The 16,250-nt window shown below is 66.9% G+C and carries 15 protein-coding genes; 11 read left to right on the top strand and 4 right to left on the bottom strand.

From position 1 onward, the window contains the following. Positions 1-31: 31 nt before the first annotated feature. Together AC5P6S_RS03380 and AC5P6S_RS03375 are read left to right on the top strand one after the other, a co-directional pair. Positions 32-2,995, top strand: a complete 2,964-nt coding sequence (locus AC5P6S_RS03380; RefSeq protein ID WP_005410938.1) for a TonB-dependent receptor plug domain-containing protein — start codon at positions 32-34, stop codon at positions 2,993-2,995. Positions 2,996-3,186: 191 nt separating this feature from the next. Next, positions 3,187-3,381, top strand: coding sequence for a hypothetical protein (locus AC5P6S_RS03375; protein ID WP_223846439.1), 195 nt, complete (start codon positions 3,187-3,189; stop codon positions 3,379-3,381). 57 nt (positions 3,382-3,438) lie between these two features. Here the strand turns inward: AC5P6S_RS03375 and AC5P6S_RS03370 are convergent, their stop codons facing one another. After that, entirely contained in the window at positions 3,439-4,560 is a 1,122-nt protein-coding gene (locus AC5P6S_RS03370) for an HDOD domain-containing protein (protein ID WP_005410936.1), read from the bottom strand. Positions 4,561-4,712: 152 nt separating this feature from the next. Beyond that, positions 4,713-5,249 carry an inorganic diphosphatase gene (ppa, locus tag AC5P6S_RS03365; RefSeq protein ID WP_005410935.1) on the bottom strand — a complete coding sequence of 179 codons (537 nt, stop codon included), beginning with the start codon at positions 5,247-5,249 and terminating at the stop codon, positions 4,713-4,715. Between the two features lie 184 nt (positions 5,250-5,433). On the opposite strand from ppa, the gene AC5P6S_RS03360 reads away from it, so the two are divergent. From AC5P6S_RS03360 to AC5P6S_RS03345, 4 genes are all read left to right on the top strand, one after another. Continuing rightward, positions 5,434-5,907 carry a hypothetical protein gene (locus AC5P6S_RS03360; RefSeq protein WP_049396202.1) on the top strand — a complete coding sequence of 158 codons (474 nt, stop codon included), beginning with the start codon at positions 5,434-5,436 and terminating at the stop codon, positions 5,905-5,907. 72 nt (positions 5,908-5,979) lie between these two features. Then, complete coding sequence (locus AC5P6S_RS03355) at positions 5,980-6,480, top strand: RNA polymerase sigma factor (protein WP_014038389.1); 501 nt, start codon at positions 5,980-5,982, stop codon at positions 6,478-6,480. A 104-nt stretch (positions 6,481-6,584) separates the two neighbouring features. Next, positions 6,585-7,520 (top strand): FecR family protein, encoded by a 936-nt coding sequence (locus tag AC5P6S_RS03350; protein WP_049396200.1) that lies wholly within the window; start codon positions 6,585-6,587, stop codon positions 7,518-7,520. 201 nt (positions 7,521-7,721) lie between these two features. Continuing rightward, complete coding sequence (locus AC5P6S_RS03345) at positions 7,722-10,640, top strand: TonB-dependent receptor (protein WP_099472583.1); 2,919 nt, start codon at positions 7,722-7,724, stop codon at positions 10,638-10,640. A gap of 150 nt (positions 10,641-10,790) precedes the next feature. Here AC5P6S_RS03345 and AC5P6S_RS03340 read toward each other — a convergent pair whose 3' ends face one another. Beyond that, positions 10,791-11,048: a DUF2789 domain-containing protein gene (locus tag AC5P6S_RS03340; protein ID WP_005410930.1), complete on the bottom strand. Its 258-nt coding sequence runs from the start codon at positions 11,046-11,048 to the stop codon at positions 10,791-10,793. Positions 11,049-11,155: 107 nt separating this feature from the next. On the opposite strand from AC5P6S_RS03340, the gene AC5P6S_RS03335 reads away from it, so the two are divergent. From AC5P6S_RS03335 to AC5P6S_RS03315, 5 genes are read left to right on the top strand one after another with little or no spacing between them, the layout of a single operon-like run. After that, on the top strand, positions 11,156-11,743 hold the full coding sequence (locus AC5P6S_RS03335) for a biliverdin-producing heme oxygenase (RefSeq protein WP_241879931.1): 588 nt from the start codon (positions 11,156-11,158) through the stop codon (positions 11,741-11,743). A gap of 31 nt (positions 11,744-11,774) precedes the next feature. After that, positions 11,775-12,242, top strand: a complete 468-nt coding sequence (locus tag AC5P6S_RS03330; protein WP_043034067.1) for a YbaN family protein — start codon at positions 11,775-11,777, stop codon at positions 12,240-12,242. After that, positions 12,229-12,957: a tonB-system energizer ExbB gene (gene exbB / locus AC5P6S_RS03325; RefSeq protein WP_049396214.1), complete on the top strand. Its 729-nt coding sequence runs from the start codon at positions 12,229-12,231 to the stop codon at positions 12,955-12,957. The genes AC5P6S_RS03330 and exbB overlap by 14 nt, the downstream gene beginning before the upstream one ends. Before the next feature lie 9 nt (positions 12,958-12,966). Then, positions 12,967-13,392 (top strand): TonB system transport protein ExbD, encoded by a 426-nt coding sequence (gene exbD, locus AC5P6S_RS03320; protein ID WP_057497603.1) that lies wholly within the window; start codon positions 12,967-12,969, stop codon positions 13,390-13,392. After that, entirely contained in the window at positions 13,389-14,108 is a 720-nt protein-coding gene (locus AC5P6S_RS03315; protein ID WP_049396197.1) for an energy transducer TonB, read from the top strand. The genes exbD and AC5P6S_RS03315 overlap by 4 nt, the downstream gene beginning before the upstream one ends. A gap of 77 nt (positions 14,109-14,185) precedes the next feature. On the opposite strand, the gene AC5P6S_RS03310 is transcribed toward AC5P6S_RS03315, so the two are convergent. Then, positions 14,186-16,213 carry a sodium-translocating pyrophosphatase gene (locus AC5P6S_RS03310; RefSeq protein WP_005410924.1) on the bottom strand — a complete coding sequence of 676 codons (2,028 nt, stop codon included), beginning with the start codon at positions 16,211-16,213 and terminating at the stop codon, positions 14,186-14,188. Positions 16,214-16,250 lie beyond the last annotated feature (37 nt).

Below are 16,250 nucleotides of genomic sequence, written 5' to 3'. Positions count from 1 at the left end.
CACGCTACTAACACGTACCTTGGAGAGATTGATGAACGTTCGCACCCCTGCCGTGCGGCTGGGCCTGCTGCCCGCCGGCATCGCGCTGGCGCTGGCACCGGCATTTGCTTCCGCACAGGAAGCCAGTGCCCCGACCACCCTTGATCGCCTGGAAGTCACCGGCTCCCGCATCCGCTCGGTGGATGTGGAAACCTCCCAGCCGGTGCTCACCGTAAGCCATGAGGACATCCAGCGTTCGGGCCTGGTCAGCGTCGGCGACCTGCTGCAGAACCTGTCCGTGGCGGGCACCCAGACCTTCAGCAAGGCGGCCGTGCTGGCGTCCAACCCGGAACAGGGCGGCCAGTACGTCAGCCTGTACAACCTGGGTGAGCAGCGCACGCTGGTGCTGGTCAACGGCAAGCGCTGGAGCACCAGCCTGGCCGGCTTCACCGACATGTCGACCATCCCGACCTCGCTGATCGAGCGCATTGAAGTCCTGAAGGACGGCGCCTCGGCGATCTACGGTTCCGACGCCATCTCCGGCGTGGTCAACATCATCCTGCGCAAGAACTTCGATGGCGCCGAGGCCAGTGCCTACTATGGCCAGAACAGCCACGGCGACGGTTCCAAGACCCAGTACAGCCTGACCCTGGGTGCCAGCGGCGAGCGCTCCTCGATCGTGTTCGGCGCGAACTACATCAAGGAAGATCCGGTGTGGGCCAAGGATCGTGGCCTGACCAAGTACTCCTATGGCCAGGGCCACAAGGAAGACGGTCTGAGCCCGGCTGGCCCGTGGGGTCGTTTCACCGATCCGCGTGCCGAAGGCACCGCCGGTGCTGGCGAATACAACAAGGCTGGCAAGTGGGTCCCGAACACCTGGGTGGTCAACCACACCGGTTCCTGGGACACCCCGGTCGGCGTTGGCCAGCCGTCGAACAACTTCAACAACTACCACCTGATTGGTCTGGACGACTACTACAACGCCTCGCAGCAGATGATGCTGAACCAGGGCGCTGAGTCGAAGACCATGTTCACCTCGGCCAGCTACGACATCAACGACAACCTGCGTCTGAAGTCGACGGCGATGTACTCCGAGCGCGATTCCAAGCGCCAGATCGCCGGCTACCCGCTGACCGGCACCTCGCAGCCGCAGTTCCCGGTGGCGATCAGCAAGGACAGCATCTACAACCCGCTGGGCAACTGGGCCAACCCGGGCGCCGGCGTTGACATCGGTGGCTGGGGCCGTCGTATCTTCGAACTGCCGCGCATCACCCAGAACAACGTCAAGTCGCTGCACTTCGACGCGGCCCTGGAAGGCAACTTCGACTTCAACAACCGTCCGTTCGACTGGGATGTGGGCATCAACTACAACCAGTTCGACGTGACCCAGACCAGCTCGGGCAACATCAACCTGCTGGCCCTGAAGAACGCCCTCGGCCCGTCGTTCATCAACGCCAACGGCGTCGCCCAGTGCGGCACCGCTGCCAACCCGATCGCGCTGGGCACCAGCCCGGGCAGCTGCGTCCCGTTCGACCTGCTGGGCGGCGCCAGCGCCGCGACCCCGGATGCGCTGAAGTACATCAACACCCTGCTGAACTCGACCGGCCAGAGCAAGAGCAAGCAGTACTTCGCCAACATCACCGGTTCGCTGTTCGACATGCCGGGCGATGCGGGCGAGTTCGCCTTCGCTGCCGGTTACGAGCATCGCGAAGTGTCGGGCTACGATCACCCGGACGCACTGTCCTCCTCGGGTTACACCACCGAGCTGGCCGCGCAGCCGACCGAAGGCAAGTACAAGACCAACGAGTTCTACCTGGAACTGATGGTGCCGCTGCTGCGTGACCTGCCGGGTGCCAAGGAGCTGTCGCTGGATATCGCCAGCCGCTACTCGGACTACGACAAGTTCGGCAACACGGTCAACAGCAAGTTCAGCGTGACCTGGAAGCCGATCGACGACCTGCTGGTGCGTGCGACCTACGGCGAGGGCTTCCGTGCCCCGACCCTGGACGACACGTTCGGTGGTGGTTCGCAGACCTTCGACAAGTTCACCGATCCGTGTGATGCCGTGTTCGGCCAGCGCAGCAACCCGGCCGTTGCAGCCCGTTGCGGTGCTGAAGGCCTGGCGTCCGACTTCCGTCAGACCGACGCTGCCGGTCGTCCGATCAGTGCCCGTGACACCCAGGGTAACAACCCGTTCAACTCGGGTGTGGGCAACGACAAGCTGCAGCCGGAAACCAGCAAGACCCGCACCGCGGGCCTGGTCTGGAGCCCGAGCTTCGTCAGCGGCCTGAACGTCTCGCTGGACTGGTACAAGATCACTGTCGACAACGTGATCACCGCGCTGTCGGCGAACTACGTGCTGAACCAGTGCTACCAGAACGGTGTGCAGGCCTTCTGTGACCAGTACAGCCGTGGCGACGTCGCCAACGGCCAGCAGGTCACCGGCCTGAGCCGAGGCAACGCGAACCTGGGCTCGCTGGAAACCGAAGGCTACAACTTCGGCGTCCGCTACCGCATGCCGGAATACAGCTTCGGTACCCTGTCGTTCAACCTGGACACCAACTACCTGACCAGCTTCCGTCAGCAGGCCACCAAGGGTGCTGCATGGGATGACTACGCAGGCTACTGGAACTACCCGCGTGTCCGCGGCACCCTGGCCAGCACCTGGACCAAGGGCGACCTGTCGGCCACCTGGACCATGCGTTACTACGGCGGCTTCCGCGACTTCTGCTACGACCAGGAAAATGGCCTGGAGTGCAACCAGCCCGATTACTACACCGAGAACGGTGGCTGGAGCGGTGGCCTGGGTGCCAACAAGAAGGGCGCGATCGTCTATCACGACATCTCGGCCACCTGGCAGGCCCCGTGGAACGGCAGCGTGACCGTCGGTGCCCGCAACGTGTTCGGCAAGACCCCGCCGATCACCTACGCGGTGACCAACGCCAGTGCCGTGCAGCTGGACCCGATGCTGGATTACGACCGCTTCCTGTTCATCCAGTACAACCAGCGCTTCTGATCCATCGAAGCCTGAAGGCAAGACGAGGAGGGCGGGCCGCAAGGCCCGCCCTCTTTGCGTTTGGCAGAGCCGGGTCGGGAAATTCTGAATAGGGCAGTTCAGCGACAAAGGTCACGCTTGTCGCAACTGGACCGCTGGTAGGTTCGCAGAGGTCCATTCCGGACCGAGGAGAGCGCGAAATGAACAACGCGATGCCACGTATGTTTGCTGCTGCAGTTCTCGCCGTCCTGAGCCTGGCCGGCAGTGTGTCGGCCGGTCCGCTGGTGTGTGCCAATGGCCGTTATTGCGCGGAGGTGCGCAGCAACTGCATCAAGGCCGGTGAGGATGCGGCGTACTGCCAGTTCCTGTTCGAGCGCTGCGTGTACGACCACTGCGCGCAGCCCTGATGCAACGAAGGCGCGTCCCTGCGGACGCGCCTTCATCGTGTGGATTGCCGGCGGAACTCAGGCTTCGCTCGGCGTAAGCCCCATCAGGCTGTTGGCATGTTCGCGCCACTGCGGCAGTTTGTTGAGCACGCCCGCGCGCTGCAGATAGTCCTCATCCACCGGGTCGCCGTTGACCAGCGCCAGGGCCACGTGCACCGCACCGGTCACCCAGAAGCTGCGGGTGTTGGCGCGCTGCGGCTGCAGGTGGAATGCCACCGCTTCGATGATCGGCATCGGCAGGCCCCACAGCCCCAGCAGGTAGGCACCGGCTTCGGCATGGCCCGGGCGGGTATCACCGGCCAGCGACGGCTCGGTGCGCTCGTTGCGTACGCCGGGCAGCAGCAGGCCGATGTCGGCCAGCAGTGCCGCAGTTGCGCCCAGTTCGGCACTGGACTCGGGCAGCAGGCGTGCGGCCAGGCGCGAGGCGAGCAGGGCGCGCTGCTGCAGCGAGTTGCGTTCGGCAGTCGACAGCGTCGGCGCCGAGAACACTTCACTGGCCAGCACCAGGTCACGCAGCGTGGCCAGGCCCAGCCGGGTGACTGCAGTACGCAGGTCGGCAATGGTGCGGCCCTGGCTGAAGAACGCCGAGTTCGACAACTGCAGCACCTTGGCGGCGATGGCCGGATCGGCGGCCACCAGCTTGGCCACGTCGGCGCTGTCGGCGTCGTCATCATGCTCCAGCGCCTGGGTCAGGCTCAGGTACAGGTGCGGCGGCGACGGCAGTTTCTCGATGCGGCCGATGGCATCGCGCAGGCGCGGGCTGTCCAGCACTTCGCGCAGCTCTTCCAGGCTGGTCAGCGCTTCCAGCAGTACTTCCGGTGCCAGTGGCAACGGCAGGAAACGGTGAGCGACACCGATCAGGCGTGCCGGCGGCGGCCGGTTGCCATGCTGTGCGTCCACCAGCGCGATGCGGATGGTTTCCGGACGCAGGGTCCTGATCTGGCCGAGCAGCGTGGTGGCATTGAGGTCCGGCAGCTGCGGGCAGACAATCACCGCGTCCACGCCCTGGGTGGCAACCGCGGTCATCGCGGTCTGGCCATCGGTGGCGGTCAGCGGCTGCCAGTCTTCCCCAAGATCGGCAATGAATTCGGTCAGCTCAGCCGGCAGGCTGGCTGCATCCCCAACAAGCAGAATACGCACGACACATTCCCCTGGCTGTCTCGACGATGGATGTCGATGACGTGTGAAGTGACGCAATTTACCTAATACGGCAGCAAGAGTGATGTGCCGTCATCATGAAACGTGACCCGCATCGCTCCGGCAGGGTACCGCCGGAGCGATCCGGTTCAGGCTCAGGCCTTGCTGTCGAGGTGGCGCTGGTGCGCCTCGATCAGGATCTGCTTGGCCTCAGCGGCGCCGCCCCAACCGTCCAGCTTGACCCACTTGCCCTTCTCCAGGTCCTTGTAGTGCTCGAAGAAGTGGCCGATGCGCTCCAGCCAGTGGCTCGAGACCTGGGCGATGTCTTCAACGTGGGCGTAGCCACTGAAGATCTTCGAGACCGGCACGGCCAGGATCTTCTCGTCGCTGCCCGCCTCATCGCTCATCTTCAGCACGCCGACCGGACGGCAGCGCACGACCGAGCCCGGCACCAGCGGCAGCGGCAGCACCACCAGCACGTCGGCCGGATCGCCGTCGCCGCACAGGGTGCTCGGCACGTAGCCGTAGTTGCAGGGGTAACGCATCGGGGTGGACAGGATGCGGTCGACAAAGATCGCGCCGGTTTCCTTGTCCACTTCGTACTTCACCGGCTCCGAGTCCTTCGGGATCTCGATGATGACGTTGATTTCTTCCGGCGGGTTCTTGCCGGGCGAGACGAGTTCCAGACCCATGGTCGTGCTCCAGGTGGGGGATATAGACGGATAGCCCCCCATTTTATGCCTTTGCCGGGCGCTGTGCAGAGGGAGGGGCTGACCGCTGCGTGGGGCAGGGACCCACGCGGCAGGCCGGGGTTGGCTGATAGGGCCGGCCGGTGCGGGGGCGCAGGCTGGATCGACCTTGCCAAGGAGTCCGCCGATGAAAGTGTCTGCCCTGCCGTTCGCCCTGTTCTGCATGCTGCTGGTTGCGCCGTTGGCCCAGGCCTCTCCTTACGTCGACCTGATCGACTACCCGCGGCAGGAAGCCAACTGGGACCGCTTCTTTGCCCTGGAGGGACGTCTGCATTACGGGTTCGACGCGATCTGCGGCGATACATTCTGCGAAGGCGAGTACAGCGATATCCGCGCCCTGCGCCTGCGCTGCTCGGTGGACGCGGTGCGCGGCACGGTGCATGAGTGCCTGTGGGCATTTGCCGCCAGTGACCTGGCTGTGTCGCGGCAAGACGGTGCGATCGTCGCCCGGCAACCGACCTGGCTGTGCCGCCTGCCGCTGGAGCCTGGCACACCGGTGGAAGCCTTCCATGCCGCGCTCGCCGCCCGCAATCCACTGCATGACCCGTTGCCGGGGACCTCGCAGAGCGTCTATGACGGGCTGACCGGGTGCATCCATTGATGCGAACGTGACTGATTCTCATTAACGGAGTAGCATGCGCGGCGCCTTCCGTCTGACGTCCCGGTTCCGCGCATGTCCTCCAATGCCGCCTCCCTCACCGAACTGCTGATCCGCGAGCGGCCTGCGCTGCTGCGCCGGGTGCAGCGCATCCTGGGGGGCGACAACGGCGCAGAGGACGTGATCCAGGCGGTGTGGTTCAAGGCGCGTGGCGTCGATGACAGCCAGGCCATCGACAATCCGCGTGCCTATCTGTACCGGCTGGCCGCCAACCTGGCCACCGACCACGGCCGCGAATCGACCCGGCGCAACCGCCTGCTGGCCGACCACTACCTGTGGGGGCCGGACGAGGTCATCTCGACCGAGGAACAGGCCATGGCCCAGGACGAGCTGCAGCGTGTGCTGGATGCTGCCGGACACCTGCCGGAGCCGACCCGCACCATCTTCCGGCTCAACCGCCTGCAGGGCCTGACCCAGGCCGAGATCGCCCGCCGCCTCGGGGTGTCGGTGACCACCGTCGAGAACCATGTGCGCACCGCGTTGCAACGCCTGGCCTGGGCGCGCAGCGGCCGATGATCGCTCCGGCTTGGGCCTGGCCCTCGCTGAAACGTCTTGATCACTGGACCGTGGATGCGGTCTAGTTCCCCCGCCCGCGCTTGAATGCGCCTGTCCGCCAGCCGATGAGCCCGCCGAACACGCTGCCCGCCGCCAATGACGATGCCCTGGCCGAACAGGCCCGGGGCTGGATTGCGTGGCTGGCCTCGGGTGACATCGGCGAGGGACGCATGCACGAGTTCGAGCGCTGGCTGGCAGAGCCGGGGCACCGCCGGGCCTTCGAGCACGAGCGCACGCTGTGGCGCAGTGTCGGGCCACGCCCGCTGGCCCGGTGTGCCGAACGCCGCCGCCCGCATCGAATGCGCTGGGCGATGGCCGCTGCAGCTGTGCTGGCGATGCTGGTGGCATGGCCGGAGGCCTGGTTGCGGCTGCAGGCCGACCATTGCAGCTCGCACGTCGTGCAGAACGTAACGCTGCCCGATGGCAGCCGCGCAGTGCTGGATGCGGACAGCGCGATCGCCGTGCGCTTCGATGCGCACGCACGCGAGGTCGAGCTGCTGCGCGGGCGCGTCTGGTTCGAGGTCAGCCCGGATGCGCAGCGGCGTTTCAGCGTGCGTGCCGGCAATGGCGTGGTTGAGGACATCTCGACCGCGTTCACCGTCGCGCGTGGCGATGACCGGGTGGAAACCCAGGTCGGGCAAGGCAGGGTGCGTGTGGCCAGCCCGGCCGACGGTGGCTGGACCTACCTGCAGGTGGGCCAGCGCGCCGTCTATGGCGAGCGCAGCGGCGTGACGCGCCTGCAGGATGTGGCGGCCGACAGCGTGGGTGCATGGCGCCAGGGCGAGCTGCTGCTGGAGCAGGCCAGCGTCGCCGACGCCGTGCAATGGGTGGGGCGCTATCGTGCCGGCCCGACGTTCGTGCGCGGTGATCTGTCGCGACTGCCGGCGATCAGTGCGGCGCTGCGCATCGATCGCCCGGAACAGGCGCTGGACGCGTTGGCGGCGACGGCAGGTCTGCAGGTCACCCGCCTGCCGCTCGGCGTCGCCATCATCCATCAGTAGATCCACGCCATGCGTGGATGATGTTCCCGATGTGCCGGCCAACGGTCGGCACCCACCGCGACCGCAAATCGCCCTTGGGGTTGCCGCGCGCCCAGCCGTCTTACCCCGCGAACGTACCCGCCGCCGCCACGTACGTCGCCGTGTCCGCCTGTGTTGCGGATGACGCCGCGCCTGCGGCACCGATTACCTGACAGGTTCCCCATGTTCGACTCCCACCGTCCGGGCCGCGCGCCGCGCCCGTCCCGCCTGTGCATTGCATTGCTGGCTGCCGGCCTGGCCAGTGCCACGCCATCCGTGCTGGCACAGAACGCCCGTGGCGATCACGCCGCCGTACAGCGCTTCGACATTCCAGCGCAGCCCCTGGACGATGCGCTGCGCAGCTACATGCGCCAGTCCGGCGTGCAGGTCGTGTATCCGGCCATCCCGGCCCACGGGGTGAGCTCGCGTGCGGTCAATGGCAGCCTGCCGGCCAACGAGGCGCTGCAGCAGCTGCTGCAGGGCAGTGGCCTGGCGGTGCGCCGGGTCAGCGCAGATGCAGTCACGCTGGAAGCGGCAACGCCGGCGCAGGTCGACAGCGGCGTGATCGTCACCGACACGCTCAGCGTGGCCGGCGACCGCGTCGACAGTGGCGCGACCAGCGACGAGGCGCGCCTGCTCGACAGCTATCGCAGCGTCGGTTCCACCACCACGCTCAACCGCACGCACCTGGAGCGTTTCCGCGGTACGTCCAACGGCGACATCGTCAAGGGCGTGGCCGGCGTCACTGCCGGTGACCCACGCGTTGGCAATGGCTTCGACGTCAACATCCGCGGCATCCAGGGCCAGGGCCGCGTGCCGGTGATCATCGACGGTGGCCAGTCCAGCATGGATACCTACCGTGGCTATGCCGGTCAATCGCAGCGTACCTACCTCGACCCGGACCTGATCTCCAGCCTGACCATCACCAAGGGCCCGAGCCTGCAGGCCAACGCCTCTGGCGGCATCGGCGGCGTGGTCGAGATGGAGACGCTGAAGATCGGCGACGTGCTGCGCGAAGAGCGCGACTTCGGCGTGCGCGTGCGTGGCGGCCTGGCCAACAACAGCGCCAACAACCTGCCTTCCTACAGTGCCGCGCCGCGCAACGATCGCAGCGCCACCGGCAGCCAGTTCTTCAACGTGGCCGCTGCGGGACACTGGGATCGCTTCGATCTGGTCGCCGCCTACGCCTACCGCGACAATGGCAACTACTTCTCCGGCAAGCACGGTTACGATGATTTCCCACAGACCCGTCGCACGCTGGCACCGCTGAATCCGCCGCGTACCGAAGTGTTCAACACCTCGTCGCGCTCGAAGTCGGCGCTGCTCAAGGGCACCTGGCGTATCGACGATGCACAGACCCTGGAAGCGGGCTACCGCCGCTACGAAGGCACCGCCGGCGAGATCATGGCCTCGCAGATCATCCGCGTCGATCGCGACCGCATTCCGCAATGGGATCCGGGCCACGTCGACATGGACAGCTACACCCTGCGCTATCGCTTCAACCCGGACAGCGAGCTGGTCGACCTGCGCGTCAACGCCGCGTACACCGACACCGACAGCGTGATGTACAACAGCCTGACCGGCATCACCCCCTGGTACTTCGATCGCCGCACCGAGTGGTACGACGCGCCCAGCTTCAGTGGCGACCCCGGCTATAAGGATGCCTACCGCAATCCGCTGCGACAGAAGCGCTTCGGACTGGATGCCAGCAACACCTCGAAGTTCGACACACGTGCTGGCGCGTTCACCCTCGACTACGGCCTGTCCTACAGTGACGAAGACATCGCACCGGGCAGCTCGGGCCCGGTCATGCACGATGACCTGATCAACAACCGTTTCCTGCGCAACGCCGAGCGCAAGGAATACAGCGCCGTGGCCTCGCTGAAGTGGCAGCCCGATGAGCACTGGGAACTGCTGGCCGGCGGCCGCTGGAACCGCGTGGATGTGCATGACCGCAACCGCTTGGCCACGCCCGATGCCTATGAGGTGCAGGGCCAGTACCGCTACACCGAACTGCTCAATGGCAACCCGGCGCTGCCGTCGTGGCGGGCCAAGCGCATCGCGCTGCTGAACTGGTATCCGGATGCCAACGGCAACTTCACCCAGGAATCGCTGCTGGCCTCACCGTACAAGAAGGGCACGGTGGGCGACATCGGTGGCTGGAACTTCTACGACGCCGGCAAGGCGCAGGACCTGGAAGTGCCGGTCAGCTGGACCTGGTCGCAGCCGATCCGCCGTCGTGACACCGCGTTCTCGCCGACCGCCAGCGTGGCCTACCGCTTCAGCGAAGACATCATGGTCTACGTGAAGTACGCCGAAGGCACCAAGCTGCCGAGCCTGTTCGAGACCACGCTGGGCCTGTTCACCGCTGCCAAGCCGGTGGGCGAGTTGAAGCCGGAGCGTGCGCGCAGCTGGGAAATCGGTGCCAGCACCCTCCGCTACGACCTGTTCACCGCCGGTGACCGCCTGGCGCTGAAGCTGGCGTACTTCGATACCCGCATTGACGACCTGATCACCCGTGACTACCGCACGCTGTCGGCGGGCCTGATCCGCAATGTCGACCAGTTCAAGGTCTCCGGCATGGAGTTCCAGTCCAGCTATGACAGCGGCAAGGTATTTGCCGATCTGTCCGCGCACTATTACTTCAAGGCCAAGACCTGCGCGCCGGACATCGCCGCCGAGCGCCGTGCCTATGGGGCGCAGCGCAGGAACGGCGAGCTGGCCAACACGCCCGACTGCGTGGACGGCGGCTTCGAGGGCTCGTACACCAATACCCAGAACCCACCGCGCTACATGGTCAACCTGACCCTGGGCTCGCGCCTGTTCGACGAGCGCCTGACCTTCGGCACCCGCGTGGTCCACAACGCCGGCCCGATCAGCAAGCTGGACAAGGACTGGAACGTGGGCCTGTCGGCGATCCAGCAGCTGTACCGGCCAACCACGCTGGTGGACCTGTTCGCCAGCTGGAGCTTCAACGACCAGCTGTCGGTGGAAGCCGGCGTGGACAACCTGACCGACCGCTACTACCTGGACCCGCTTGCCCTGGGCGTGATGCCGGCCCCGGGCCGCACCGCGCGGCTGGCGTTGACCTGGAAGTACTGATCGGTCGCGGATGAGTGGTGGGGTCGGATCCCTTTCCTGCGGAAAGGGCTCTGACCCCAGCGAGCCCCAACCGCCCTCGGTGGGCGCGGACCTTGGTCCGCACCGCTTCTGCCGAGCAATCGACAGCGCCGGGCCATGCCCGGCGTCTATTTACAGCCCGCTCGAAGCCTTCACCGCATCTTCGTGCAGCGACTCGTTCAGCTCATCCACCACCGTGGTCCATGCCGCATCGGCCTGCAGTGATTCGGACAGGAACTGGCGCTGGGCATCGTTCCAGTACGGTGCTTCGACCACTTCGACATCGGTGGCCAGCTGGTGCTCGCGGATGAAGCGGGCGATGCCCTCGGCGCTGGCGTCCAGGCCCAGTTGGAGGAACAGGTTGGTCATGCGCGGTTCGGTGGTGATCATCGTCGGTTCCGGATGGACAAGGGGATGGCCCATTATCGGTGTAGACGGCCTTGGGGAAAGCCCCGTGGCAGACGTCTACAGCACGACGACCCCCTTGGCATTCCCCCATGAACGCACACATCGCCCCTGAAGAAAGCCGCAGCCTGCGGCTCAAGGCCGCCACCCGCGACAGCCACGGTGCCCTGGACAAGCGCATCATGGCCGGCGACATCTTCGCCGACCGCAGCAATTTCGCCCGTTTCCTGCGCGTGCAGTATCGCTTCCACCGCAGCATCGATGCGCTGTATGCCAACCCTGCGCTGGACGCACTGCTGCCGGAGCTGGGCGAGCGCCGCCGCCTGACCCAGGTCGCGCGCGACCTGCAGGACCTGGAGCAGACCCTGCCGGGGGCTGACATCGCGGCGTTGCCGTCCGATCTGGAACTGCCCGCCGCGTTGGGGTGGCTGTACGTGGCTGAAGGCTCCAACCTGGGCGGCACCATTCTGTACAAGATGGCTGCCAAGCTCGGCCTGGACCGTGATTTTGGCGCCCGCCACCTGGCCGCGCATCCGGATGGCGCGGCGCGCCACTGGCGTGAGTTCACCGCGGCGCTGGACGCGGTACCGCTGAGTGCCGAGCAGGAGCAGCAGGTAATCGATGCGGCCGACGCCGCGTTCCGCAGCGTGCACGGCCACGTCGAAGTGGAATTCGCCTGATGCACGGCGCACGCCCACAGGTGCAGCGCTGATGCGCTGGCTCTGGTTCGCGCTGGGCTGGCTGATGGTCGGGCTCGGGGTGATCGGCGCGTTGCTGCCGGTGATGCCGACCACCATCTTCCTGATCCTGGCCGTGGGCTGCTTCGCGCGCAGCTCGCCGAAGTTCGAGCAGCGCCTGTTGGCGCATCCGCGCTACGGCCCGTCGCTGCGGTTGTGGCGCGAGCAGGGCGCGGTATCGCGCAAGGGCAAGGCGTTTGCCAGTGCCGGCATGGCGCTGGGCTTTGCCCTGTTCTGCTGGGGCGCGCACCCGTCCTGGCGCCTGCTGTTGGGCGTGGGCCTGTTCTTCGCGGTCAGCGCCGGCTACGTGCTGAGCCGACCGGCCCCCCGGCTGGAGTCCCATCCGGTCGTGGAAGTGGACGACGCCAATGATCCGCGCGCGGCCCGTCGTCGCGCAGCGACCCCTGATGCTGATGGAAACCGAGACGATGCTGCCTGCTGACCTGGCCCCCGTGGCCGCCCCCGCATTGACCCCATGGGGCATGTACCTGGCCGCCGACGTGGTGGTGAAGGCCGTGATGATCGCGCTGGCACTGGCGTCGCTGGCCACCTGGACCGTGCTGCTGGCCAAGGGCTGGGAGCTGGCCCGCCAGGCCCGGCAGCTGCGCGCGGCGCGCGCGCTGTTGCTGCAGTCCGCACAGCTGCCGCCGCAGAGCGAAGAGGCAAGTCTGCAGCAGGGCATCGCGCTGGCGATGCTGGACGCCGCCCGCACCGAACTGCGTCTGTCGCAGGATCTGGATAGTCGCGACGGCATCAAGGAGCGCATCGCCTCGCGCCTGGACCGCATCGAACTGGAGACCGCGCGCGTGCAGCGGCGCGGCATCGGTGTGCTCGCCAGCATCGGCGCGGTGGCGCCCTTCGTCGGCCTGTTCGGCACGGTGTGGGGCATCATGAACAGTTTCATCGGCATCGCACACAGCAACACCACCAACCTGGCGGTGGTTGCGCCCGGCATCGCCGAGGCCCTGCTGGCGACCGCACTCGGCCTGGTCGCGGCGATTCCCGCGGTACTGGTCTACAACCATTTCAGCCGCGTGCTGGCCGGCCTGCGGGGCCTGCTCGGCGATCTGTCGGCGGCCGTGCAGCAGCTGGTCTCGCGCGATCTTGATCGTGCCGTGCCGCGTACCGCAGCGGCACCGCTGCGCGCGGTGCACTGAGGCGCGCCGATGGCGATCAGGACCGCGTCCGACCGCGACGACGCACCGGAAGAAGCACACGAGATCAACGTCACGCCCTTCATCGACGTGATGCTGGTGCTGTTGATCATCTTCATGCTAGCCGCACCGCTGGCTACCGTATCAGTGCCGGTGCAGCTGCCGGCCAGCAGCGCCAGTGCCACGCCGCCCGAACAGGCGCCGGTGTATGTGACCGTGCAGGCCGATCTGTCGCTGCGCGTGGGCGAGCAGGCGGTGGCGCGTGACGGGCTGGCGGCTGCATTGCAGGCGGCCACCCACGGCGACACCGCGCAGCGCATCTTCCTGCGTGCCGATACCCGCGTGCCTTACGGTGAACTGATGGCGACGCTGGACGCGCTGCGTGGCGCAGGCTACTTGAAGGTGGCACTGGTTGGACTGGAGCAGGGCGCGCGATGAGCGGATTGCGACGCTGGGCGACCAGCCTGGCGATCGTGCTGCTGGTGCACGCGCTGCTGATCGGCGCGGCCTGCTGGTGGGCGACGCGCGCACCGGTACTGGCTGCGACGGCGCCGCCCGCCGCGCTGATGCTGGAACTGGCACCGATGGTGCAGGCACCGCCGGTGCCGCCGCGCGAGGTCGCCACCGGTCCACTGCAGCAGCAACAGCAGCGGCAGGCGCCGAAGCCGGCCCTGCGCGAGCAACCGAAGGCGCCGGTGCAGCCGCAGGGTGACCTGCCACCGCCGCGTACACCGGAGCCGACGCCCTCGCCGGATGTCGCCGACGCCAATGTCGCGCAGACCAGCGCACCGCCACAGGTGGCCGCTGACGCCGCCGCGCGCTACACCGCACCGCAGACCACGGCGGGTGAGCGCAGTCGCGCCGAGGCAAGCTGGGAAGGTCGCTTGCTGGGGCACCTGCAGAAGCATCGCCGCTATCCGCGCCAGGCCGAGCGGCTGCGCCAGCAGGGCGTGGTCTACGTGCGCTTTGCCGTGGCCCGCGATGGCGCGGTCTCGGGGTTGAAGCTGGGCCGCAGCAGTGGCTTCGCGCTGCTTGACCAGGAGACGCTGGACACCGTGCAGCGCGCCAGCCCGGTACCGGCGCCGCCGGCCGAAGTGGCCGGCGACCCGGTGGACGTGATGGTGCCGGTGTCGTTCTTCCTGCGCGGGCGGTGATTGACGGTGGGGTCGGATCCCTTTTCTGGGAAAGGGCTCTGACCCCATCGAGGCCGTCATCCACGCATGGCGTGGATCTACAGCAACGGCACCAGCAGCAGCGCGACGATGTTGATGATCTTGATCAGCGGATTGATCGCCGGGCCGGCCGTGTCCTTGTACGGGTCACCGACGGTATCGCCGGTCACCGCAGCCTTGTGCGCCTCGCTGCCCTTGCCGCCGAAGTGGCCATCTTCGATGTACTTCTTGGCGTTGTCCCAGGCGCCACCGCCGGTGGTCATCGAAATGGCCACGAACAGGCCGGTCACGATCGTGCCGATCAGCAGGCCACCCAGTGCGCGTGGCCCCAGCAGCAGGCCGACCACCACCGGCACCGCCACCGGCAGCAGCGAGGGCACGATCATTTCGCGGATCGCCGAGCGGGTCAGCATGTCCACCGCCTTGTCGTACTGCGGCTTGCCGGTGCCCTGCATGATGCCGGGGATCTCGCGGAACTGGCGACGTACTTCCTCCACCACCGCACCCGCCGCGCGGCCGACCGCTTCCATCGCCATCGCACCGAACAGGTAGGGAATCAGGCCGCCGATCAGCAGGCCGATGATCACCGTGTGGTCGCTGAGGTCGAAGCGGAATTCCTGCCCGGGATGTGCAGCCTGCAGGTTGTGCGTGTAGTCCGCGAACAGCACCAATGCGGCCAGTGCGGCCGAACCGATCGCATAGCCCTTGGTCACCGCCTTGGTGGTGTTGCCAACCGCATCCAGTGGATCGGTGATGTCGCGGATCTCCGAGGGCAGCTCGGCCATCTCGGCAATCCCACCGGCGTTGTCGGTGATCGGCCCGTAGGCATCGAGAGCGACGATCATGCCGGCCATCGACAGCATCGCGGTGGCGGCGATGGCGATGCCGTACAGCCCGCCCAGCGCGAACGCGCCCCAGATCGCCGCACACACGGCCACCACCGGCAGCGCGGTGGACTTCATCGAGATGCCGAGGCCGGCGATGATGTTGGTGCCATGGCCGGTGGTCGAGGCCTGCGCCACGTGCTGCACCGGCTTGTACTGGGTGCCGGTGTAGTACTCGGTGATCCACACGATCAGCCCGGTCAGGACCAGGCCGATCAACGCGCAACCGTACAGGGCCATCGGCCCGTGCACGTTGTCACCCATCAGGCCGGTAGTGATCGGGTAGAAGGCGATGGCGGCCAGCACGCCGGAGACGATCACGCCCTTGTACAGCGCGCCCATGATCGAGCCGCCAGGCTTCACTTTCACGAACAGCGCGCCGATGATCGAGGCGATGATCGATACGCCGCCCAGCACCAGCGGATACAGCACCGCATTGGCTCCGGCTTCGGCCAGCATCAGGCTGCCCAGCAGCATTGTTGCGATGACGGTCACCGCGTAGGTCTCGAACAGATCGGCGGCCATGCCGGCGCAGTCGCCCACGTTGTCACCCACGTTGTCGGCGATCACCGCCGGGTTGCGCGGGTCGTCCTCGGGAATGCCGGCTTCCACCTTGCCGACCAGATCGGCGCCGACGTCGGCACCCTTGGTGAAGATGCCACCGCCCAGCCGCGCGAAGATCGAGATCAGCGACGAGCCGAAGGCCAGGCCGACCAGCGCGTGCAGCGCCTGTTCCATCGGCAAGCCCATGCGCAGCAGCAGCGCGTAGTAGCCGGCCACGCCCAGCAGGCCGAGGCCGACCACCAGCATGCCGGTGATGGCGCCGCCGCGGAAGGCGACGTCCATTGCGGCGCTGATGCCGTGGCGTGCAGCTTCGGCGGTGCGCACGTTGGCGCGTACCGACACGTTCATGCCGATGTAGCCGGCCGCGCCGGACAGTACCGCGCCGACCGCGAAGCCGATCGCGGTGTACCAGCTGAGGAACACACCGACCAGCACGAACAGCACCACACCGGCCACGCCGATGGTCAGGTACTGGCGGTTGAGATAGGCACGCGCACCTTCCTGGATCGCCGTGGCGATCGCGATCATGCGTTCATTGCCGGTGGGTTGGCGCAGGATCCAGCGCGCCGAGACGATTCCGAACAGGATCGCGAGAATGGCGCAGCCCAGCGCCAGTGACAGCCCGTGACGTTCCAGCATTAGACCCCTCCGCAGAATGGATGTAGGCATCCAGTGG

The organism is Stenotrophomonas sp. YJH_SMC_119 (assembly GCF_059368315.1).
Note: the sequence above shows the minus strand (reverse complement) of the source record. Positions and strands in the feature narration are given on the sequence as shown.

Bases quoted from the DNA above. Each gene is read 5' to 3' on its own strand.
- AC5P6S_RS03380 (WP_005410938.1), top strand. From the start codon at position 32: ATGAACGTTCGCACCCCTGCCGTGCGGCTGGGCCTGCTGCCCGCCGGC.
- AC5P6S_RS03375 (WP_223846439.1), top strand. From the start codon at position 3,187: ATGCCACGTATGTTTGCTGCTGCAGTTCTCGCCGTCCTGAGCCTGGCC.
- ppa (WP_005410935.1), bottom strand. From the start codon at position 5,249: ATGGGTCTGGAACTCGTCTCGCCCGGCAAGAACCCGCCGGAAGAAATC.
- AC5P6S_RS03360 (WP_049396202.1), top strand. From the start codon at position 5,434: ATGAAAGTGTCTGCCCTGCCGTTCGCCCTGTTCTGCATGCTGCTGGTT.
- AC5P6S_RS03355 (WP_014038389.1), top strand. From the start codon at position 5,980: ATGTCCTCCAATGCCGCCTCCCTCACCGAACTGCTGATCCGCGAGCGG.
- AC5P6S_RS03350 (WP_049396200.1), top strand. From the start codon at position 6,585: ATGAGCCCGCCGAACACGCTGCCCGCCGCCAATGACGATGCCCTGGCC.
- AC5P6S_RS03345 (WP_099472583.1), top strand. From the start codon at position 7,722: ATGTTCGACTCCCACCGTCCGGGCCGCGCGCCGCGCCCGTCCCGCCTG.
- AC5P6S_RS03340 (WP_005410930.1), bottom strand. From the start codon at position 11,048: ATGATCACCACCGAACCGCGCATGACCAACCTGTTCCTCCAACTGGGC.
- AC5P6S_RS03335 (WP_241879931.1), top strand. From the start codon at position 11,156: ATGAACGCACACATCGCCCCTGAAGAAAGCCGCAGCCTGCGGCTCAAG.
- AC5P6S_RS03330 (WP_043034067.1), top strand. From the start codon at position 11,775: ATGCGCTGGCTCTGGTTCGCGCTGGGCTGGCTGATGGTCGGGCTCGGG.
- exbB (WP_049396214.1), top strand. From the start codon at position 12,229: ATGCTGCCTGCTGACCTGGCCCCCGTGGCCGCCCCCGCATTGACCCCA.
- exbD (WP_057497603.1), top strand. From the start codon at position 12,967: ATGGCGATCAGGACCGCGTCCGACCGCGACGACGCACCGGAAGAAGCA.
- AC5P6S_RS03315 (WP_049396197.1), top strand. From the start codon at position 13,389: ATGAGCGGATTGCGACGCTGGGCGACCAGCCTGGCGATCGTGCTGCTG.
- AC5P6S_RS03310 (WP_005410924.1), bottom strand. From the start codon at position 16,213: ATGCTGGAACGTCACGGGCTGTCACTGGCGCTGGGCTGCGCCATTCTC.